The 19,932-nt window shown below is 65.4% G+C and carries 18 protein-coding genes; 2 read left to right on the top strand and 16 right to left on the bottom strand.

The annotated features are described in order from the left end of the window. Window positions 1-324 precede the first annotated feature (324 nt). The 6 genes from ACLFKU_RS16520 to ACLFKU_RS16495 all read right to left on the bottom strand — a co-directional run bounded on the left by ACLFKU_RS16520 (window position 325) and on the right by ACLFKU_RS16495 (window position 6,688). The gene (locus ACLFKU_RS16520) at window positions 325-909 is read right to left on the bottom strand and encodes an amidohydrolase family protein (RefSeq protein WP_410849764.1); all 585 of its coding nucleotides are present in this window, start codon (window positions 907-909) and stop codon (window positions 325-327) included. A 36-nt stretch (window positions 910-945) separates the two neighbouring features. Next, a complete protein-coding gene (locus ACLFKU_RS16515) occupies window positions 946-1,818 on the bottom strand; it encodes a VOC family protein (protein WP_410849763.1) in 873 nt (290 codons plus the stop codon). Between the two features lie 87 nt (window positions 1,819-1,905). Continuing rightward, window positions 1,906-2,334, bottom strand: coding sequence for an RT0821/Lpp0805 family surface protein (locus tag ACLFKU_RS16510; RefSeq protein WP_368581984.1), 429 nt, complete (start codon window positions 2,332-2,334; stop codon window positions 1,906-1,908). An 18-nt stretch (window positions 2,335-2,352) separates the two neighbouring features. Then, the gene (locus tag ACLFKU_RS16505) at window positions 2,353-4,104 is read right to left on the bottom strand and encodes a SulP family inorganic anion transporter (protein ID WP_368581985.1); all 1,752 of its coding nucleotides are present in this window, start codon (window positions 4,102-4,104) and stop codon (window positions 2,353-2,355) included. An 82-nt stretch (window positions 4,105-4,186) separates the two neighbouring features. Beyond that, window positions 4,187-5,146: a DUF2950 domain-containing protein gene (locus tag ACLFKU_RS16500; RefSeq protein WP_368581986.1), complete on the bottom strand. Its 960-nt coding sequence runs from the start codon at window positions 5,144-5,146 to the stop codon at window positions 4,187-4,189. Window positions 5,147-5,155: 9 nt separating this feature from the next. Next, window positions 5,156-6,688, bottom strand: coding sequence for a DUF3300 domain-containing protein (locus ACLFKU_RS16495; RefSeq protein ID WP_410849863.1), 1,533 nt, complete (start codon window positions 6,686-6,688; stop codon window positions 5,156-5,158). 282 nt (window positions 6,689-6,970) lie between these two features. On the opposite strand from ACLFKU_RS16495, the gene ACLFKU_RS16490 reads away from it, so the two are divergent. Next, complete coding sequence (locus ACLFKU_RS16490) at window positions 6,971-7,444, top strand: glycine zipper family protein (protein WP_368581988.1); 474 nt, start codon at window positions 6,971-6,973, stop codon at window positions 7,442-7,444. Between the two features lie 18 nt (window positions 7,445-7,462). Then, on the top strand, window positions 7,463-8,050 hold the full coding sequence (locus ACLFKU_RS16485) for a hypothetical protein (RefSeq protein WP_410849762.1): 588 nt from the start codon (window positions 7,463-7,465) through the stop codon (window positions 8,048-8,050). Window positions 8,051-8,065: 15 nt separating this feature from the next. Here ACLFKU_RS16485 and ACLFKU_RS16480 read toward each other — a convergent pair whose 3' ends face one another. The 10 genes from ACLFKU_RS16480 to ACLFKU_RS16435 form a co-directional block, all read right to left on the bottom strand. Beyond that, entirely contained in the window at window positions 8,066-9,082 is a 1,017-nt protein-coding gene (locus ACLFKU_RS16480; RefSeq protein ID WP_368581990.1) for a hypothetical protein, read from the bottom strand. Between the two features lie 19 nt (window positions 9,083-9,101). Continuing rightward, the gene (locus tag ACLFKU_RS16475; protein ID WP_176107432.1) at window positions 9,102-9,359 is read right to left on the bottom strand and encodes an RNA-binding protein; all 258 of its coding nucleotides are present in this window, start codon (window positions 9,357-9,359) and stop codon (window positions 9,102-9,104) included. 20 nt (window positions 9,360-9,379) lie between these two features. Continuing rightward, window positions 9,380-10,162, bottom strand: coding sequence for an enoyl-ACP reductase FabI (gene fabI / locus ACLFKU_RS16470; protein WP_368581991.1), 783 nt, complete (start codon window positions 10,160-10,162; stop codon window positions 9,380-9,382). A gap of 12 nt (window positions 10,163-10,174) precedes the next feature. Next, window positions 10,175-11,350 (bottom strand): acetate/propionate family kinase, encoded by a 1,176-nt coding sequence (locus ACLFKU_RS16465; protein WP_410849761.1) that lies wholly within the window; start codon window positions 11,348-11,350, stop codon window positions 10,175-10,177. Window positions 11,351-11,354: 4 nt separating this feature from the next. Next, window positions 11,355-12,290 (bottom strand): phosphate acetyltransferase, encoded by a 936-nt coding sequence (locus ACLFKU_RS16460; protein WP_368581993.1) that lies wholly within the window; start codon window positions 12,288-12,290, stop codon window positions 11,355-11,357. A 118-nt stretch (window positions 12,291-12,408) separates the two neighbouring features. Beyond that, window positions 12,409-14,745, bottom strand: a complete 2,337-nt coding sequence (locus tag ACLFKU_RS16455; protein WP_410849760.1) for a DUF3141 domain-containing protein — start codon at window positions 14,743-14,745, stop codon at window positions 12,409-12,411. A gap of 178 nt (window positions 14,746-14,923) precedes the next feature. Continuing rightward, the gene (locus ACLFKU_RS16450; RefSeq protein ID WP_410849759.1) at window positions 14,924-15,547 is read right to left on the bottom strand and encodes a membrane integrity-associated transporter subunit PqiC; all 624 of its coding nucleotides are present in this window, start codon (window positions 15,545-15,547) and stop codon (window positions 14,924-14,926) included. After that, complete coding sequence (locus ACLFKU_RS16445) at window positions 15,544-17,157, bottom strand: intermembrane transport protein PqiB (RefSeq protein ID WP_410849758.1); 1,614 nt, start codon at window positions 17,155-17,157, stop codon at window positions 15,544-15,546. Before ACLFKU_RS16445 ends, ACLFKU_RS16450 begins: the two co-directional genes overlap by 4 nt. After that, a complete protein-coding gene (locus ACLFKU_RS16440; RefSeq protein WP_368581997.1) occupies window positions 17,141-18,421 on the bottom strand; it encodes a paraquat-inducible protein A in 1,281 nt (426 codons plus the stop codon). The genes ACLFKU_RS16445 and ACLFKU_RS16440 overlap by 17 nt, the downstream gene beginning before the upstream one ends. Then, window positions 18,418-19,932, bottom strand: a complete 1,515-nt coding sequence (locus ACLFKU_RS16435; protein ID WP_410849757.1) for an efflux transporter outer membrane subunit — start codon at window positions 19,930-19,932, stop codon at window positions 18,418-18,420. Before ACLFKU_RS16435 ends, ACLFKU_RS16440 begins: the two co-directional genes overlap by 4 nt.

Raw genomic sequence — 19,932 nt, 5'->3', positions numbered from 1 at the left:
TTTTTATATCCCTATGAATTGCAGCGCAGGAGCGCGACATGGATCCACGCGGACGACAGCGTGAAAGAACACGATGGCGCAACCCTCGCAGACAACGAAAGCGTACGGCTTCGAATCGTTGTTTAGCTTTGTCAGGACGGGTCGGCTTCGCAGAGGGGAGAAGTGATGCACAGGTCCGCGGCAAACCGGCTCGATTAAGGGTAGGCGATGTGTTGTGGATTTTCTAGAATAAAGCGTTAAGGAGTAGCAAGCGATTGACGCGCACCGTTGTCGCCAGTCACTGTCGCGCTGGTCATCGTTTTCACCTACGTTGCGGCGAGCGGACTAAGCGTCGAAACCGAACAGCCGGCGTGGCGTTTCCCACTGGATCTGCCGCCGCAGTTTCGCGTCGGGCACGACCGTCTCGAACATGCGCCCGCAGTGATCGACGACGATCGCGGCCGGCTGCCGCGCGAGCCAGGGGCCGAGCGCCGTCATCTGGTCGCCCGCGGCCTGGATCTGCGCGACCATGCCGAGGTCGGCCAGCATGCCGAATAGCGCGCCCGCTTCGAGCACCAGGTCGATGCCCTCCATCGCCGGATTGAACGCGACGCCGACCACCCCTGCCAGCCGTAACGCGGCGAGCTCGCCGCGGCCGATGTCGTTATCGACCACCGCAATACCGCGCAAACGTGCGTCGTATGTTTCGAGCGCATCGAGCAGGCAGCGGTTGTCGGTGCGATAGCCGCTCGTCGGGCCGACCAGCAGCGCGTGGCGCACGCCATACGCATCCATTACGCGCACGAACTGCGCGGCGGTGCCGACCTCCTGCTGCGCTGGCCGGTAAGCGGTGTCGTCCCGGTACGGAAAGCGCGTCGGATCGAACACGTGGCAGTGGCAGTCGATCTTCTCTTCGTCGAACACGCTCATGAGTTTTTCCACTGAATAGACCGCTCATGGAGCTGATCAGAACCGCCCGTCGCGCCAATCGGCCCCTTGCAGATAGTTCCGGTTGGTCTGTTCGGGATTGCGGTTTACCAAAGGTCGCGCGTAAAGCGGGTGATGCAGGCTGCGCACTTCGTGCTCGAGCCTGAAGCAACGCTCTCCGGACGCCAGATCGACGAGGTCGGCAAACCGGTATTGATGCGGCTCCTCTCCATATACGAGGCCTTTTTCGGCGAGCCTTCTGAACGGCTCCGAAAAAGCCGCCGTGTAAATGGCGATGTGGTGTCCGTCGTATTCAGGAACGGGCCCGGTCGTTTCCGCATACAGCAGTTGCTGATGCGTGCCGATGTCGATGATCGCGCGGTGCAAGCCATGCTTCTCTTCGATGTCGACGGGCGCATCGAACATATCGCGGTAAAAGCGCGCGATAGGCAACGCGCTGCCGACCGGCACATCCATCTTCACGAACGCGATGCCCAGATCGATTTGCGACCACGGAGCCGACGCGGATCGATTGACGGGATCGAGGCACTCGTAGCGGTTGCCCCATGGACACGTCACTTCGACACTGCCCGCGCGCTCCGTCCAGCCGAACCCGGTGCCGGCGAGCAGCGGCTCGACCGAACGCAAACGCTTCACCAGCGCGTCGAGCTCGCCCACCACGAGTCCGACACTGCCGCGCAAACGTTGCGCCGCCCCGTGCGGCAAGTGAATCTGCGAGCGGCCGATGTTGATCCACATATTCTCGACCCCGGTCATCACGAACGGATCGCGCGTGAGCCCGAGGCCGGTGACGTAGAAGGCGGTCGCGAGAATCTGGTTGGGGATTTTCAGGTTGACGTGTTCGAGCAGGATCAGATTGCCGGTATCGTCGTTAGCGTAAGAGTGTTCCATGTGTCTGCCTTGTGCATGAGCCGCGAAACGCTGGGCAAATTATGCATCAACAGCGCAAATGGTTCGTATCGAGCGACGCGCAGGTGCTTATCTCTTGAGTACCTTCCACGGCCCATCGCCGGTCTTGCAGACGATCGGCGTCCAGGTTTGCGTCTGTCCTTTCGCAATCGCGGTCAGCGTCGCGGTCCGGCAGGTTCGATCGCCGTCCTTCGTCGTATCCTGCGGCGTCACCGTGCCCTTGATCGAAACGGAATTGCCGGTGCCGGCATTGCTCCACTCGTACGATTCGCCATCCTTTTTCGTATCGAGCGCCTTTTGCGCCGCATCGTTGAGCGCTTTACGGTCGGCTTCGTGCATGTAGGTGACGGGCGTGTCCTTCAGAAAGTTCAGGTTCGCTGCATGGCACAAGACGGGGCTGGCGAGCAGCGCCGCCGCCGTCAGCCACTGTGTGATCGTGAGGCTGTGGACGGCGTCGTGTGCGAGCGCGCACGCGCCGGGAAGCAATTGACGTGACATTTGGTTTTCTCCTCGAAATCATCCGCGACCCGCTTCGTCCGCGAAATCGCCGTTTTGCTGGAATGCGTCGACGAGGTCGGCCACCGAGCCGCGCCGGCTGATGTGGCCGACACGAACCTCGAGCCCCTCCGCGCGCAACAAGTCGCGCACGTCCGCGTGAGCGCCGACGATCTTCATCTCCGTGCCCGCCGCCTGCAGCGCGACGTGCATCGCCTTGAGCATGCGCGCGCCCGCCAGATCGACGACCGGTGACGCCGACAGATCGCAGATCACGAGCCGCACCGGCTCGGGCGCGGCGCGGATCATGCGCCAGATCGTCTCGCGCACGTGTTCGACGTTGAAGTAGAGCAGCGACGCCTCGACCCGCACCGCCAGCACATGCGCAATCGTCTCGTTCTCGGCATGACGTTCGAGATCGGAGAAATAGCGCGTGCCTGGAATACGGCCGAGCATCGCGACATGCGGATGCGCGGCGCGGCGGATGATCAGCAGCATCGACACCAGCACCGCGACGATCACGCCCTTCAGGATGCCCAACAGCAGCACCGCCGCGAACGCCACCATCGAAATCGCGAATTCGAAGCGGCTCACGCGCCACATATGACGCAATTCGCGGACATCGACGAGGCCTTTCACGGCCACGAGCACGATCGCCGCCAGCACGACGTTGGGCAGATTCGCGAGCAGTCCGGTGAGGAACATCAGACAGAAGCCGATCGCCAGCGACGCGAAGACCAGCGCCAGCGGGCTTTTCGCGCCGGCCTTGTCGTTCACCGACGATTGCGACAGCCCGCCCGCGACCGGAAACGCCTGGAACAATCCCGCCGCCAGATTGGCCGCGCCGAGACCGAGCAATTCCTGGCGGGCGTCGATCTCGTCGCCATGTGCCTGCGCGAGCGCGCGCGCGGCCGAAACGCTCTCGACATAGGCGAGCAACAGGCACGCAAACGAGAGCGGGATGATGCCGTCGACATCGCTGATCCGCAGCCCCGGCAGACGGAATTCAGGCAAGCCCTGAGGGAGCGCGCCAACCAGCGTAAAGCCGCGGCTGCCCAGCGACGTGACGGACAACGCGACGATCGACGCAGCGACCACGGCGAGCGCCACCGGACGCCCCGGCAGAAACTTCTCGCCGAGCAGCAGCAACGCGATGCAAACGAGGCCGAAGGCGAACACGCTGACGTTGGTCAGCGGAAGCTGCCCCCACAGCACGGCGATCCGTTCGAAGAAAAATTCGCCGCCGCCTTTTACGCCGAACAGCTTCGGCAACTGGGTCATCGCGATCGTCAGCGCGGCGCCCGCCTTGAAGCCGAGCAGGATCGTCTCGCTGATGAAGCTGACGAGCGAACTCAGGCGCAGGAGCCAGCCGATCACGCACATGCACGCGATCAGCACCGACGTGAGCGCCGCGATCGACGCCCAGCGCGCCGGATCGCCGTCGGCCATCGTCGCGACCGTCACGCCGACCAGCATCGAGATCGCCGAGGTCGGGCCGACCGCGAGCTGGCGCGACGAACCGAACAGCGCGTAACAAAGGCCGCCGACCAGATAGCCGTAGATGCCGTATTGCGGCGGCAAGCCGGCGAGCGACGCATACGCGAGCGATACCGGAATGCCATAAGCCGCGAGCGTCACGCCGGCGACCGCGTCTTTCGCGAGCCAGCGCGGCTGATAGCTTCGCAGCCATTGCGCGGGAGGAAACGCGGAGCGCCACCCGCGCGCGGGTGGCGTGGCTGACGCGAGGCCGGTGACGCTGGGTGGGTGGTTCAACGTAGCGCCTCGAGTACGGAAGCGGAGCCGACGGAAGCACGGGTGCGCGGCGCCGGCATGGCCACCGCCGACCCTGAGCGGATCAGAGCGAACCCTTGACGCGCTGCCACGTGTGATCCGGGTTGAATTCGGTCACCGGCGGCGCATGCGGGCCACGGTCCTTCTGGTAGATCACGCCATTGTTGCTGACCACGAAGGTCATCACGCCGCTCTTGCCGTACTGCGCCGGATAAGCGACCATCGCGAACCCCGCGATCATGTGGCCGTTGATCACGTAGCTGAACGCGCCGCCCGGCGCGTTCTTGCCCTGCCGCGTCAGGATGTGGAACTGGTAGCCCCGGTAAGGATCGCCCGCCGCGTGGCCTTTCAGGTATTCGGAGCTGGCCGCGACGAGCGGGCCGAACGGACTCTCCTCTTCGTCGCTGTTTTCGTCGGTATGCCAGTAGAGACCGTCCTGCTTGCCCGGCGTGCTGGCCAGCTTCTGCGCGTATTCGTGCAGGCCGTCGTGGTTCCGGTCGCGCGACGCATATTGGCGCTGCGCGTCGAGATAAGCCTCCAGCACCCTGATCGCTTCGAGTTCGTTGGAGCCGATCCGTCGATTGATCAGTTCTTCTTCGCCCTCTTCGGTCGCGAAGCGCCAGCTGCCGCCCTCCTTGACGATGGGTATCGGCATCGGCCACGCCTCGTCGCCGACCAGCAGAATCCGCCGGTTCGGTCCCCTGTCGTCGAGCACGTGATAGGCGTCGAGCTCCTTGCTCGCCTTGGCCCAGTTCGCCTCGTTCTCCGCCTGATCCGGCGAGACCACGAGGCTCTTGTGCGTTTCGCCGAAGATCGCGACGAGCGACGCTTCGTCGTCGGTCTTCAGTGCGCTGGACAGCGCGGCGACTGCGTCTTCCGGGGTGGCGAAAGTGCGCTGCCCTGCGGCGAACGCCGCGAACGGAACCGACAGCGCGAGCACCATCGCGCACAGCCGCCGCGATGAGGCCACGCGTCGCCGCGAAACGTCGCGTGCGCGCTTTCCGGTGATGCTCTGCCCGCTCATGGCTGCTCCTTATCGCCGTCCGCCGCCGCGGCCGCCACCACCGGCCCGCGGCGAGAATCCGCCACCACCACGCCCGCCGCCCGAAAATCCGCCGCCGCCACCGCCGCCGAATCCACCGCCACCGGCGTATCCGCCTCCGCCGCCACGCGCCGCCGACTGGCGGCTCGCCGCGCCGCGCGCGCTATTGGCTTGCGCGTCGCGCGCCGAGCCGTAGCCGCTGAACGCATCGCCGCCGCGTGCGCCCGTCGACGCGGTCGGACGCTGGGACGGCTGCGGCCGCCCTTGCGCGCCAGCGCCGCCACCGGAGAAGTTGGCTCCGGCACCGCCGCCGGCACCGGCACCGCCGCCGGCAAAGTTCGCACCGGCAACGCCGCCCGCTCCACCGCGGTTGCCGCCTGCCAATCCACCGCCCGCGCCGCCGCCGCGCGACGGCGGATCGCCGACCCGCTGGGTGCGCGCCGAGCGATCCGAGATACCGCTGACCTGGCCCGGCTTCTTGTCCGGGGTCCACGCGGAGGTACCGCCTCCCTGCCCGCGACCACCGCCGCGGTTGATGTCGCCGGTGTTGACATTGCCGCTGTTGATATTGCCGCGCTCGACGTTCCTGTCGCCCCGGTTAACAGTTCTATCGCCGCGATCGACGTTTCTTTCGCGGTTGATGTTGATGTTGTTGTTGCCGCCGCCCCCGTAATGCGTTTCATAGTGCCCGCCGTTCCAGGCGGCGGTAATCGCCGCCCCCCAGATCAGCCCCGTCGCGAGCGCGGCGCCGGGCGCGTACGGATAGTAGTAGGCCGGATATGGCGTGGGCGCATACGCGTAGGTCACGGGTGCACTGGCCACCACGACGGTCTGCGGGTTGTACTGCGGCACGTAGATCACCTGCGGATCGGCCGGCTGGATCTTGATCACTTCCTTCTCGACGACCACGACCTGCTTGTCGTCGGATTTCAGATGCCCCGCCGATTGCGTTTGCCGCCGGAAGCGCTGAATCGCTTCGAGCACCGAGCCCTGATCGGCGACGACGGCTTCGCCGAGATCGATCGTCCAGTCGAGATCGGTGCTCATGTTCTTGACGATGTCGGGGTAATTCAGCAGCGCCTTCACCGGATCGTGCCACGCGTCATTGAGTTTCAGCGACTTGTTGTTCTTGTACTGGTCGAGAAACCGGTCCGCCTGCACGATTTCCACCGGATAGGTGGACGCAGGCAGGATGATCGCGATCAGGTCGTCCGGATACAGCGCGATCGGCCCGACGAGCTTGTCGAGCGTCGCCGCGGGAATGGGCGCGTTGACCGCGTTCGCGGGGGCGTTCGCGGCCGGCGCCTGCGCCAGCGACACCGTAGTGGAAAACGCGCCGCAGCACGCCAGAAGCGCGGCGCCCAGCACATGGCTGACGCGTCGCGCGCGCCCCGGCTCGTCGTCGAGCGCCGTTGCAAACGGGATGGTGCGTGCATGCGCACGCGAATCGCGGTCCATCGATGCTTCCCCTTGCGCTTCGTCAGCGGCCTCGGGCTGCATCGCTACGCGGCAGTCCACGGCCATAATCTTTGACAGACAGTTCTCCGAAGCAATGGAAACGACCTGCACCTGTTGCATGAATACAGTTTGGAAATCACAAGCGATCTTGCAAATACGACCTTGGTCCGATTGCGCGCGACAGGCCCGCGACAGCATGATGAAAGCGAACCTGCCATTGCTGCGCATCCATCGCGCGGCAACCGGTCCCATCAGAATTCCCATTCACGGGTGCCGGTTGCGCCCTCACGCCTGAACCAACAGGCAGCCGGCGACTCGCACCCGCGTGTGCCCACGCAAGGAGCTGTCGTGAACAAATCGACGAAATATGCCTTGATTGCCGCGTTGACGGCGTCGCTATCGCTGGAAGGCATCGCGCAATCGAGGCCGATAGCGTATCCGGCCAGAGGGCAAAGCCCGCAGCAACAACAGCAGGACGAAGGGGCCTGCTATGGGTGGGCAAAGAACAACACCGGCATCGATCCGACCCAGGTCGCCAACGCCCCGCCTCCGCCTTCCGGCCCCGCGGTGGGAGGCGGCGAGCGCGTGCAGGGCGCCGCGCGCGGCGCGGCCGGCGGCGCGATCATCGGCGCGATTGCGGGCGATGCCGGCAAGGGCGCGGCGATCGGCGCCGCGACCGGCACGATGGTCGGCGGATCGCGCGCGCGGCAGAACCGGCGCGCGGCCGCGGCAAATTCGCAGGCGCAAACGCAGGGCGCGATGGACACGTTCAATCGCGCTTTCGCCGCATGCATGTCGGGCCGGGGTTACACCGTCAATTGACCACACAAGGGGAACAGAATGATTAACCGCAAATTGATCATCGCGGCGGCGCTCGTGTGCGTCGCGAATACGGGGTTCGCTCAGACGGAGACACCGGTCACGGTCAAGAGCGAGCCCGGCAGAGTCACCGTGTCGGGCACGGTCAAAACCACTTCGACGGTCGTCGGCATCGAGCCGGAAACGCGCACCGTCCTGCTCAAGGACCCGAAGGGCAAGGTCGTGCAGGTCGTGGTCGGCGAGGAAGCGCGCAATTTCGATCAGATCAAGGTCGGCGACGTGGTCAAGGCCGAGTATTCGCAGGCGCTGACCCTCATGCTGAAAAAAGGCAACGCCCCGCTGACGGCGAACGAAACGCAGACGCTCGATCGCGCACCGGCGGGCGCGAAACCCGGCGGCTCCGCCTCACGCCAGGTCACGATCATGGCTAACGTGATCGCGGTCGATCGCCAGAGCGGCGTGGTCACGCTGAAAGGCCCGCAAGGAAACATGGTGGATCTGGTCGTGCAGGACCCTGAACAACTGAAGCGGATCAAGAAAGGCGACCAGATGCAGGCGGTCTATACCGAGGCCGTGGCCATCGCCGTGGAGCCGGTCGCCGGCAAATAGCGGGCATCGCTCGCGTCAGATCAGGCGGTGCGCTTGCGCGAGGTCGCTGAGGGGCGGCGAAAAATCAGCGCGTCGGAAACGCACCGTCGAGAACACCCGCATCGCATTGGGGCTTGCCGGTAGATGCGCAAGGCGAAACTCGATTTCGTGCGCGGGCCGCGTATCGCCGTCTTCCACGACGACGTTCATCCGGTCGAGCCGGTATTTGCTCTTGCGCACGTAGAAATGCGCATCCGGCGCCCGCAGTACGCCGCACATCACGTCGAGATGCCGCTCCAGCGCCTCGGTCTTCAGGCCCAACTCAGCCAGCGCCTGATCGTTCTCTTCGATCTGTGCCTGCAGCTTCGCCACCTCCGCGTAGTTCGACGACGCGTCGCTGCCCAGCAACGAGCGCACGCCCGCCCCTTGCCGTTCGAGAATCGTCAGACGCGTTTTCAGCAGCGCCTTTTCGCGTTGCAATTCGTCCTGCCGCGAGGTCTCGGCCTCGATCTTGGCTAGGCCCTCGAGCACGAGCTGATCGACGATCCGCAACACGATTTCACGCCGCAACGCGGCTTCGGACTCGCCGCATACGCGCACCTGGTGATCGCTGAAGTTGAGGGTCGTCTGCGCGAGGTCGGTCTGAGTCGTCTCGCCTTGCTGGCCGACGCCGAAAACGCGCCGCTCGTCGAAGGCCATGCCGAGCACCGCGAATACCGGATCCGCAACGGGATGGTCGTTGAAGAACTGATTCAGCTCGTGGGAGCGGTTGAAGACCGGGCAGACGTCGTCGGGTGTGGCGAAAAAGGCGTGGATGTACGGGTCGGTCGCCCACGCCGCCGCGCTCGCTTCGCGCGCGGGCGGCACCTCATCGGCGAGCCGGTCCAGATAGGCGAGCGTGTGTTGCGCGGCGGGACGCAGGCGCGACGCATAGTTGCGCGCGAGCCGCAACGACGGACAGAGCCCGACGATCCGCTCGACGATTTCGTTCGCCTGCTGATCGTCGCTCTCCTGGGCAGCGCTGCGCTTCGTCAGCCACGACAACAGACCCATCTCCGGCTCCCGTCGCCCGTTACGACTCGTCGCGCTCCGGCAGCAACTGCGCGACGATCGTGTGGTTCTTCCAGAACAGGTTATGCACGCGGCTTTGCAATATGCGCAGCCCGTCCGTGGGCACGTCGTCGAAGACGACCACCGCACCCGGACGCGAACCCGTGCCGGGCACCCGCTGGATCGAGCTGAAGCGCGGGAATCCGTAGCGAATCAGGAACTCGCCGATCTCTTCGTCGGAGACGCTTTCCTCGACGTTTCCAAGAAACAGTTCAGCCATGATGCTTACTCCTCCAGACCCTAAGCAACGATGTTCAATCCGCCGTCGATATACAAGGTGGAACCGGACACGCGCCGCGCATACGGCGTGGCCAGAAACGCACAGGTATAGCCGACGTCCATGATGTCGACCAGTTCGCCGAGCGGCGCGCGCTGCACCGCTTCGTTGAGCAGCAGCTCGAAATCCTTCAGGCCCGAAGCAGCGCGAGTCTGCAGCGGTCCGGGAGAAATCGCGTGCACGCGGATACCTCTCGGTCCGAGCTCGAACGCCAGATAGCGCGCGCAGGCTTCGAGCGCCGCTTTGACCGGGCCCATCAGGTTGTAGTTCGGCACCACCTTGTTCGCGCCGTAGTAGCTCATCGTCAGCATGGTGCCGCCGTCTTTCATCAGCGGCGCGGCGAGGCGCGCCATCCGCACGAACGAATGGCAGGAGATGTCGATCGCACTCAGGAAGCCCTCGCGCGACGATTGCAGCAAGCCGCCCTGCAGATCCGCTTTGGGCGCCCATGCAACGGCGTGAACGAGAATGTCGAGCTCCCCCCATGTTTTCTCGATCCGCTCGAATACGGCCTCCATTTCGTTCTCGCCCGTTACGTCGAGCGGCATGAAGATCTCGGCATCGAGCGCTTTGGCGATCGGTTCCACATAAGGGCGCGCCTTGTCGTTCGCATAGGTGAGCGCGACGCTCGCGCCGAGGTCGCGAAACGCCTTCGCGCATCCATAGGCAATCGAATGCTCGTTGGCGACGCCGGTCACGAGGGCCTTCGCTCCTTCGAGAATCAAACGCGGTTGCTCGACAGACATGGTGAAACTCCTCTATGGGGCGATCGCGCGCGTATGACGGGCAATCATCAGTTCCTCGTTGGTGGGCACGACCCACACCGCCAGCTTGCTCGAAGGTGTAGTGATCAGCGACCCGTTCGCCCGATTCGCCGCGTCGTCGAGTTCGGCGCCGAGCCACGCGGCGTCGCGCACGATGCGCTCGCGAATCTCGACCGCGTGCTCGCCGATGCCGGCCGTCAGCACCAGCGCGTCGATACCTTGCATCGCCGCGGCGAGACTGCCGAGTTCGCGCGCGATGCGGTAGGTGTAGACGTCGATCGCAAAGCGCGCGCGCGGGTCGTCGCTGTCGAGCAGCACGCGCATGTCGCCCCCGATGCCCGACAGGCCGAGCAGCCCCGAGCCCTTGTAAAGCAGGTCCGCGATCGCCTGCGAATCCATTTTCAGCTCGTCGAGCAGATAGAGAATCACGCCGGGGTCGAGGCTGCCGCACCGCGTGCCCATCGGCAGGCCTTCCACCGCCGTGAAGCCCATCGTGCTGGCCACGCTCTTGCCCGCGACCATCCCGCACATGCTCGCGCCGTTGCCCAGATGCGCGACCACGGTGCGCCCCGCCGCCGCGTCCGGTGCGATCTCCGGCAGCACGCTCGCGATGTATTCGTACGAAAGCCCGTGAAAGCCGTAGCGCCGCACGCCGTGGTCGGTAATCGACGGGGGCAGCGCATAGGCCTGCGCGGTCTCGGTCTGCGTGCGATGAAACGTGGTGTCGAAGCACGCGACCTGTGGAAGGTCGGGACGCAGTTGCGCAAGGATGCGGATCGGCGCGAGGTTATGCGGCTGATGCAGCGGCGCGAGCGGGCTAAGGCTGTCCAGCTGGTCGATGACCTCGGGGGTCACGAGGACGGGGCCGACAAAGCGCTGTCCGCCATGCACGACACGATGCCCGACCGCCTTCAGTTGATTGCCGCTGCCGTGCTCGCGCAAGAAGCCGCCCAGATATTCGATCGCGCCCTGATGGCCGAGGCGATGGCCGTCGCCCCAATCGTGCGAGCTGACATTGCCGTCGCGATCGGTCGCGCGAAAACGCGGGTTCGTGTAAAGCGCTTCGATCTGGCCGCGCAGAATCAGCTCGAGTTGCGCATGTTGCGCGTCGAAGGCCCGGAACTTGAGGCTCGACGAGCCTGCGTTCAATACGAGGATCACATCCGACATGGCATCACCCGACCACCTTGGCGGCCTCGCGCCTTGCCTTCGCCACCAGTGCGGCGACCGCGCACGACGCGAGACGCGTCGACAGCGAATCCGCGCGGCTCGTCAGAATGATCGGGACGCGCGCGCCTAGCACGATGCCCGCCGCGTCAGCGCCGGCCAAAAACGACAGGCTTTTCGCCAGCATGTTGCCCGCTTCGAGGTCCGGCACCACCAGTACATTGGCGCGTCCCGCCACCCGCGATTCAATGTTCTTGATGCGCATGGCTTCGAGGCTGATCGCGTTGTCGAGTGCAAGCGGACCGTCGACGAGACCGCCGGTGATCTGCCCGCGGTCCACCATCTTGCATAGCGCCGCCGCCTCCACCGTCGATGGAATCTTCGGATTGACGCTCTCGGTCGCGGACAGGATCGCCACGCGGACTTCTTCAAATTTCAGCGCGTGGCCGAGATCGATCGCGTTCTGCAGGATATCGACCTTCTCTTCGAGCGTCGGCGCGATGTTGATCGCGGCGTCGGTGATGATCAGCGCGTTCTCGTACGCGGGCACGTCCATCACGAAGCAATGGCTGATGCGCCGCTCGGTGCGCAGGCCGGTGTCACGGCGAATCACCTCGGCCATCAGCTCGTCCGTGTGCAGGCTGCCCTTCATCATGGCCTCGGCCTTGCCTTCGCGCACCAGTTGCACGGCTGCGGCGGCAGCGGCATGGCTATGCGGTGCATCGACGATCGTGAAGTCCGAGATGTCGATGCCGTGCTCGGCGGCGATCGCTTCGATACGGACGCGCGGCCCGACCAGAACCGGCTCGATCAGGCCCATGCTCGCCGCTTCGACCGCGCCCTGCAGCGAACTCTGGTCGCACGGGTGCGCGACCGCTGTCGGCATCGCCGGCAGCGTCTGGCAGAACTCGATCAGGCGCTGATACTTCGCGTGCTTTTCCATCGGCTTATTCCTCGTGTGTACAACGCGTTAGATTCGCGACGCGCGATGCGCCCGGCTTACGGGCACCGTGCTTACCGTTGCGTCACGCTTGCGTCCGGCTGCGCATCGCGCCGCTCGCTCACATGCGCGTGGGGTCAGGCAAACGGGCGTCGCGCTTGCGGTTCACCCGCGAACCCAGCACCGCGCGGATGCGTTCGAACGCGTCCTTTTGCGCGGCGTCGGGCGAGCCGTTCAGCACGCGCTCGTCACTCGCCAGCTTGTCGAGCAGTTGCAGAAAGCGCTCCCGGTCCTCGCTATGGGAAAGCAGCTTCGGCAGCGTCGCAATCGCCTTGTCCGGTTCGAGGCTGACGATGATTTCCTGCTCGCCCCGGATGCGCCGCCAGTGATCGCTGCTGATGTCCGGCAGATACTCCGCGTAGCTTTCGGCGATCTCCTTGCGCAGCTCGTAGCGCGCGAGCGGCAACGACTCGCCCCTTCGCGACAACAGGAAGGCCGCGCGCGCGAGCGCCTCCGTGTAGCCGCCGTCGCCGATCGCCTCCAACGCGGTGCGTACGAACGGCAGCTCGCGCGGATCGATCGCGCCGGCCTGCGCGGGCGCGCCATCGGCGGCCGGCTTGCTCAGGTACGTCGCATACAGATTCGCATACACGCTGAAGAAGCCGGCCTCGGTCGCCGCGTCGCGCATCGCGCGGTAATAGTCGAGCGACGCGCTGATCATTTGCGAGCCGTTGCGTTCGAGCTTGCTCCATGGGTTATCCGCGCCGGTCCGCTGACGATTCTCACGCACCGACTGCGCCGCCGCCGGCAGCCAGCCGAGCCACGGGTTCATCGCGGAAACGGCCCAGCGCTGCCAGCGCAGCGGATGGAACTGGCGCAGCATGCGGGCGCTCGTTTCGTTCGACATCGCCTGCACGAACGGCTGCGCGAACAGTTCGTACATGCGCTGATTCACATCGGACACCGCGGCGACCGCTTCGAACGGCTTTTCGTCGATGCGGCCGAAGCGGTTGTAGCGCGCGGCAATCTCTTCGAGCCGCCGCTCATGAAATTCCACTTCGTACTCGATCTCTCCGGCCGCATTGCGGGTCTCGTTGATGGTCATGCCGTAGAGTCCCGGCGGAAACGTTTCGATGGTCTCTAGCACGGAGACGATCTGCTTGTGCTCTTTCTTCGCGACTTTGCCGGACACGAAAATGCCCAGATGCCCAATGTTCTGGTGCGTCAGACCGACGATCACCTGGCCGCGCGCCTTGATCTCCTCGGTGCTGCCGTACAGGTCCGCGACCCAGTTGAACGCCTGTTGAGGCGGCGTGATGTTGTCGCCCATCGACGCGAACAGGACGATCGGCGAGCGGATTTCACGCAGATCGAACGCCTGGCCGCTGCTGTTCGTCACACCGCCCGACCACAGCTTGTTGCCGACGAACAGGTTGCGCGTGATCCATTCGATCTCCTCGCGATTCATCAGGTAGTAGCTGCCCCACCAGCGCTCGAATTCCAGAAAGCGCGGCGGTTCGGTATCGACGTTCGAGTACAGGTGGTAGTACTTGTCCCAGAACGTGTTGGCCGGGTTCAGGTTCTCGAAGTTCTGCACCAGATACGCGCCGTCGAACTTGCCGTTGCCGAGATCCGCCGCGTACGACGCGAGCCACGCGCCGCCCAGCATGCCGCCCGAGTAGCGCATCGGGTTGTCGCCCTCGCCTTCGCTCCAGGCCGCGCTCCAGTACGACATCGGCGCACCGTTGATGACGATGGGGCCGGTCTCCTCGGGGTCGGAGCTGGCGAGCATCATCGCCGCCCAGCCGCCCTGGCAATTGCCGATGATCGCGGGCTTCGGACTGTCGGGATGCAGCGCGCGCACCTTGCGCACGAAGCGCTGCTCGGCGTTGCACACGTCGAGCAGAGTTTGACCGGGTTCGGGGTCGCGAAAGAACACCACGAAGTAGACGGGATAGCCCGCGCGCAGCGCGATGCCCGCCTGCGAATCGTCCTTGAAGCCGCCGATGCCGGGGCCGTGCCCCGCGCGCGGATCGATGATCAGATACGGGCGCTTGCGCACGTCGACGCCCACGCCTTCGAGCGGACGAAGTTGCAGCAGCGCATAGTTGACCGGCCGCTCGAACGTGCGCCCGTCGAGCAGCATGTCGTACTCGAAATGCAGCACCGGCGTCGGACCGCTGACGCTGCGTTCGACGAATTCGTTGCCGCGCCGGTACAGCGTGTCCCAGAACAGCAGCGAACGCTGCGCGGCATCCACCGTGTATTGCCATGCGCTGAGCGGATCGAATGGCGCGGGCATCGCGCTTGCAGTCGGCGCGCCATCGTGATCGAGGCCCAGCGTTTCGGTGACCCGTTGGTTCAGATGCTGCTGGGCGATTTGCGTGCGCTTTTGCAGCACGCGGGTGATTTTCGAGGCAATGTCCTGGCTTTGTGACAACAGCGTTTCAGCGTCCATCGGAAGACTCCTGAAAGGTGCGCGTCACGATCGCTGCGGACGCACGCGCCGTGCATCGATTGAATCGTGGAGTTGGCCCTGACCGGTGGCAATCGGACCAAGGTCTTATTATGCGCGCGACCCGACGCGGCACCCGGGGTCGGGCGCCGTGCGCGTCGATGTGACGCGGCGCGACGCGTCATTGAACTGGGTTCGCCTGCACTGCGGCGGCGATATCGCGGCTCACCGAGGCGAGCGCGCGATCATGAGCGGCGATGATCGGCTCGAAGCCGGGACCGGACACGCTCTCGCGAGCGACCGAGCGGCCGGTGACCGCGCGGACCTTGCCGGGCGGGCGCACGGCCCACAGCACGTCGACGGTGACGTCGCGCCCCGGCACGGACTCGAAGCGCATCACGTCGATCCGCACGCGCCAGACGACGGACGGATCGCGTACCGCATCGAACACCGAAATCTGCTGCGAGTTCAGCAGTGCGCCGAGGTCGGCCGCGATCACCCGGCCGATGTCGCCACCGAGCGGCTGCGCCCAGCGGTCGAATTCGTTGACCTCGACCTCGTTGTTGCCGATCCGCGTGACGATCTGCGGCCGGTCCACGATCTCGGGAATCGTGACCGGTCCGACCACGGCCGCGATCGGCCGGCTCGCGCCGGTGCTGCTCAGCGATTCGTCGGGGCTCAGCGTGTAGAAGTTCGTCGCCGGCGACTTGCAGGCGCCGAGCAGAGCAGCGGCGAGCGCGAGCATCACGCAGGTCGTGAGGCGGGCCGAAAAGCGGGGCAATGAGCGGACGGTCGCATCTGTCATGGCTTCTTGTCCTCCGACTTGCCGCGCACGAGCGATTCCGGATGCTGCGCCAGATAGTCGGCCAAGGTGCGTAGCGACGCCGCGGTGCGGGTCAGTTCACGCATTGCGTCCTCCGTCGACTGCTGCAGCGACGAGTCCGGCTGCAGCGCGGCATTCGCCGAATCGAGCGTGGATTGCGCCGACAGCAGCGTGTCGAACGCTTTCGGCACGACCTGGGTGTGGAGCTGCCCGAGCATCGCGTTGGTGGTGCGCAGCGTCGAGCGCGCGTCTTTGCCGATATCCTCGAACGGTATGTTGTTGATCTTGGTCAGCAGTCGCGAGACCGAGTCCTGCAGCGATTGCAGCGTGCGCGGAGTCGCGGGCATTTCGGGCGGCGTCTTGCTCCAGTCGATCGACGCCTTCGGCGCGTCGGGGAAAAAATCCACCGCGAGATAGAGCTGGCCCGTCAGCGGATTGCCGCTTCTCAACTGGAAGCGCAAGCCGCGCTCGACGAGGAAGTTCGCAAGCGCGCGCGGGTTCTCGACTAGCCGTCCGCCGTCGCCGTCGTTCTGATAGCGCGACGTGAACCGCTCCGGATAGAGATTGATCTCGACCGGAATGCTGAACTGGCGCGTCTTAGGATCAAAGCGCGTGTAGATCGCCGTCACTTCGCCGATCACGACGCCACGGAAATCGACTGGCGCGCCGACCGTCAGACCGCGTACCGAATCTGTGAAATTCACCACGTACTTATCGACGATGCGATCGTGCTTCTCCATCGCGTCGGCGCGCCTGGGGTACAGCTCGAACCGCGTGCCGCTATCGGCGCTCGTCTCTACCTGCGATCCTGGCGGCGATTCGAACGCGATCCCGCCGATGATGATCGAGACGATCGACTGCGTTTCGAGGCGCAAGCCATTGCTGTCGAACGACATGTCGACACCGCTCGCGTGCCAGAAACGCGTGTCGGTTCTCACGAACCGGTCGTAGGGCGCGTTGACGAACACCTTCACCGTGACGCCACGGCCGTCCGGGTCCAGGTGGAACGACGAGACCTGGCCCACCTGGATTCTGCGGAAAAACACCGGCGTGCCCACGTCGAGCGAGCCGAGCCCGACTCCGTGCAACGTGTACTCGCGCCCCGGCACGTCGCTCGCGATCGCGGGCGGTTCCTCCAGGCCGACGAAACTGCGGCGCGCTTTCGGCGAATTGCCGACGTCGACGTCGATATACGAGCCCGACAGCAGCGTGCCGAGCCCCGACACCGTGCCGCCCGAAATGCGCGGACGCACGACCCAGAAGCGCGTGTTGTCGACGAGCAGGTCCGACACGTCACGCGTCACCTCGGCCTTGGCCACCACGCGCTTGTGGTCCGGCGTCAGCGATACCGCTTCGACCACGCCGATGTCGACGTCCTTGAACTTGAGTTTCGTCTTGCCTGCTTCGAGACCGTCGCCGGTCTTGAAGCTGATGCTGATCTGCTCGCCGCGCTCCATCACCGCCTTCACCGCGAGCCAACCGCCGATCAGGATCGCGACGATCGGCACGAGCCAGACCAGCTGCATCCGCCAGCGCGAGCGCGGCACCGGCTCAGCGTCGGGCAGCTCGGGCTCTTCAGTCGGAGTGGACACGTTCGGTCTCCATGGCGTCCCACATCAGGCGCGGATCGAACGCCATCGCGGCGAGCAGGGTCAGCACGACGACCGCGCCGAACGCGATCGCCGCGGGCCCGGCCTTGATCGTCGCCAGCGCCTGGAACTGCACCAGCGCGACCAGCATCGTGATCACGTAGATGTCGAGCATCGACCAGCGCCCGATCAGCTCGATCAGCCGATAGATCCGCGTGCGCTGCCCGGGCAGCCATTGCCAACGAAGCTGCGTCGACAACGCGAGATAGCCGATGCCGAGAATCTTCAGCATCGGCACGGCGATGCTCGCGATGAATACGAGCACCGCGAGCGGCCACGAGCCCGATACCCACAGGTAGACCACGCCGCTCAGGATCGTGTCTTTCTGCGAGCCGAACAGCGAACTCGTGTCCATCACGGGCAGCACGTTGGCCGGAATGTAGAGCACCATCGCGGCCAGCAGATACGCCCACGTGCGTGACAGGCTCGCGGGCTTGCGCAGGTGCAACGGCGCCTTGCAGCGCGGACAGACATGCTTGCCGGCACCGCCGGGCTGCTTGAGCAGCAGGCCGCATTCTTCGCACAGCACGAGCCCGTAGGCAGCCGCCGTGATGGCGTTGCGGCGCACGCGGATCGGCGGCAATTGCCATGCTTGCGCGCCGCGCGCCGCCGTGATGCGCGCCCACACCTCGCGAGGATCGAACGTCGCGGCCGCGGCCGCGAGCAGCAGCATCAGCGCGATGAACGACCACAGCGCGGTGCCCGGCACCACCTTGGCGATATGCGCGAGCTTGACCAGCGCGACCAGCAGACCGAGGATCAGCACCTCGGTCATGCCCCACGGCCGCGCGAGCTGAAACAGGCGAAAGAACTCGACCGGGCGCCACGGCGCGCGCCCGAAGTGCAGCGGCACCAGCAGCCACAGCATCGCCGCGGTTTGCAGCACCGGCGTGACGATCGTCGTGAGGCCGACCAGCAACGCGAGCGGCCACGCGCCATGGGTGTACAGCATGCGCACCGACCCCGCGAGCGTCGTCTGTACGATATTGCCGTTCAGCGACAGACCGACGATCGGAAACGCGTTCGAGATCACCAGCAGCACCGCCGACGCGCACGAGAATGCGAGCGCATACTCGGGCCCGTTCGAGCGTCCGCGCCTGAGCTCCGCGCGGCAACGCTGGCAGCGCAACGCATTGCCGGCGGCGGGCGGCGCGCCGAGCTGAAGCAGGTCGCACTCTTCGCACGCGATCAGCTCGTTGCCCGTCATCTCGCCTCCACTGCACCCGACGTTCCACCCGGCACGGTCGAGTTCTGCGAGACCGGCGCCATCGCCGGCGACGCTTGCGGTGCCACCGGCGGTGCAGTCAGTTTTTCCGCCTCGGCCACCCAGCCGCCGCCCGTCGCCTTGTAGAGCGTGACGTACGAGGTCAGCACCGCGCCTTGAGTCTGCGCATAGCTCAGTTGCGCGTTGAACAGGCTGCGCTCCGCATCGAGCACTTCGATATAGCTCGTATAGCCGCCTTCGTAACGCTGCCGCGCGAGGCGCGCATACGTGACCAGCGCTTCGACCTGGAGGTTTTGCGCATCGAGTGCCTGATGAGTCTTCTGCACGGAGATCAGCGAGTCCTCGACCTCCTGGAACGCCACCTGAATCGCCTTTTCATACGAGTACAGCGCTTCCTGCTGGCGCGCTTCGGCCTGATGCACCTGGCCGGTGATATTGCCCGCCGTGAAGATCGGCTGCGTGACGCTGCCCGCAAACGACCACACGCGCGCCGGTCCGGTGAACAGATTCGAGAACTGCGCGCTGACCGAACCGAACAGCCCGGTCAGCGAAATCGACGGGAAGTACAGCGCGCGCGCCGCGCCGATCAGCGCGTTTTGCGCGACCAGCGTCTGCTCGGCCTCCAGCAGATCCGGACGGCGTTCGAGCAGTTCGGACGGCAGCCCCTCGGGAATCGGCGGCGTGCCCATCTGCGACAGCTCACGGCCGCGCAGAATCGCGCCGGGATTCCTGCCTATCAACACCGACAACGCGTCTTCCTGCTGGCCGATCTGCGCTTCGAGCTGCGGCACCGTGACCTGCGCGGCTTGATACTCCGACTGGCTTTGCGCGAGTTCCATCTGCGAGACCTCGCCGTAGCGGAAACGCGCCTCGAACACGCGCACCGATTCCGCCCGGCTTTGCACGGTCTCCTTCGCGATCTCGAGCTGCCGGTCCAGACTGCGCAGATTGATATAGGCCGACGCGACCGAGCTGACCAGCGTCAGAATCGTCGCGCGGCGGCCCTCTTCGCTGGCGAGCAGATTCGCGCGCGCCGCCTCCGTTTCGCGGCGCACCTTGCCGAACAGATCGAGCTCCCACGACACCGCCAGGGTCGCGTCGAACTGGTTGTAGACGGGGCTCACGCCCTTCGGCACCGTTACGGCTTCGACCTGCGAGACGCGTTGGCGCGACGCGTCGGCGCCTGCCGAGACTTGCGGGAACAGCCCGGAACGCGTGGTCACGAACATCCCGCGAAACTCGTCGACCCGAGCGGCCGCGACCTTCACGTCGCGGTTGTCCTGCAGCGCGGTGGCGATCAGCTGATTGAGCACCGGGTCCTGAAACTGCTCCCACCATACGGCGTTGGCGATGCCCGCGGCCTCGCCCTGGGCGAACCGATAGGTGGCCGGCACGTCGACCGCCGGGCGTTGGTAATTGGGGCCTAGCAGGCATCCGCTCATCGCGAGCAGCATGACGGATGCGAGCAGACGCGTCGGTGCCGTGCCGCGCAT

It is taken from the genome of Paraburkholderia sp. EG304 (genome assembly GCF_046543485.1).
Classification (GTDB): domain Bacteria; phylum Pseudomonadota; class Gammaproteobacteria; order Burkholderiales; family Burkholderiaceae; genus Paraburkholderia; species Paraburkholderia youngii.
This window is presented reverse-complemented; position numbering and strand designations above follow the sequence as displayed.

What these genes read in the sequence shown, in the direction of transcription:
- ACLFKU_RS16460 (WP_368581993.1), bottom strand. Translation starts at nt 12,290, where the DNA reads ATGGAAAAGCACGCGAAGTATCAGCGCCTGATCGAGTTCTGCCAGACG.
- ACLFKU_RS16450 (WP_410849759.1), bottom strand. Translation starts at nt 15,547, where the DNA reads ATGACAGATGCGACCGTCCGCTCATTGCCCCGCTTTTCGGCCCGCCTC.
- ACLFKU_RS16455 (WP_410849760.1), bottom strand. Translation starts at nt 14,745, where the DNA reads ATGGACGCTGAAACGCTGTTGTCACAAAGCCAGGACATTGCCTCGAAA.
- ACLFKU_RS16495 (WP_410849863.1), bottom strand. Translation starts at nt 6,688, where the DNA reads ATGGCCGTGGACTGCCGCGTAGCGATGCAGCCCGAGGCCGCTGACGAA.
- ACLFKU_RS16465 (WP_410849761.1), bottom strand. Translation starts at nt 11,350, where the DNA reads ATGTCGGATGTGATCCTCGTATTGAACGCAGGCTCGTCGAGCCTCAAG.
- ACLFKU_RS16520 (WP_410849764.1), bottom strand. Translation starts at nt 909, where the DNA reads ATGAGCGTGTTCGACGAAGAGAAGATCGACTGCCACTGCCACGTGTTC.
- ACLFKU_RS16485 (WP_410849762.1), top strand. Translation starts at nt 7,463, where the DNA reads ATGATTAACCGCAAATTGATCATCGCGGCGGCGCTCGTGTGCGTCGCG.
- ACLFKU_RS16435 (WP_410849757.1), bottom strand. Translation starts at nt 19,932, where the DNA reads ATGCGCGGCACGGCACCGACGCGTCTGCTCGCATCCGTCATGCTGCTC.
- fabI (WP_368581991.1), bottom strand. Translation starts at nt 10,162, where the DNA reads ATGTCTGTCGAGCAACCGCGTTTGATTCTCGAAGGAGCGAAGGCCCTC.
- ACLFKU_RS16440 (WP_368581997.1), bottom strand. Translation starts at nt 18,421, where the DNA reads ATGACGGGCAACGAGCTGATCGCGTGCGAAGAGTGCGACCTGCTTCAG.
- ACLFKU_RS16480 (WP_368581990.1), bottom strand. Translation starts at nt 9,082, where the DNA reads ATGGGTCTGTTGTCGTGGCTGACGAAGCGCAGCGCTGCCCAGGAGAGC.
- ACLFKU_RS16475 (WP_176107432.1), bottom strand. Translation starts at nt 9,359, where the DNA reads ATGGCTGAACTGTTTCTTGGAAACGTCGAGGAAAGCGTCTCCGACGAA.
- ACLFKU_RS16510 (WP_368581984.1), bottom strand. Translation starts at nt 2,334, where the DNA reads ATGTCACGTCAATTGCTTCCCGGCGCGTGCGCGCTCGCACACGACGCC.
- ACLFKU_RS16500 (WP_368581986.1), bottom strand. Translation starts at nt 5,146, where the DNA reads ATGAGCGGGCAGAGCATCACCGGAAAGCGCGCACGCGACGTTTCGCGG.
- ACLFKU_RS16515 (WP_410849763.1), bottom strand. Translation starts at nt 1,818, where the DNA reads ATGGAACACTCTTACGCTAACGACGATACCGGCAATCTGATCCTGCTC.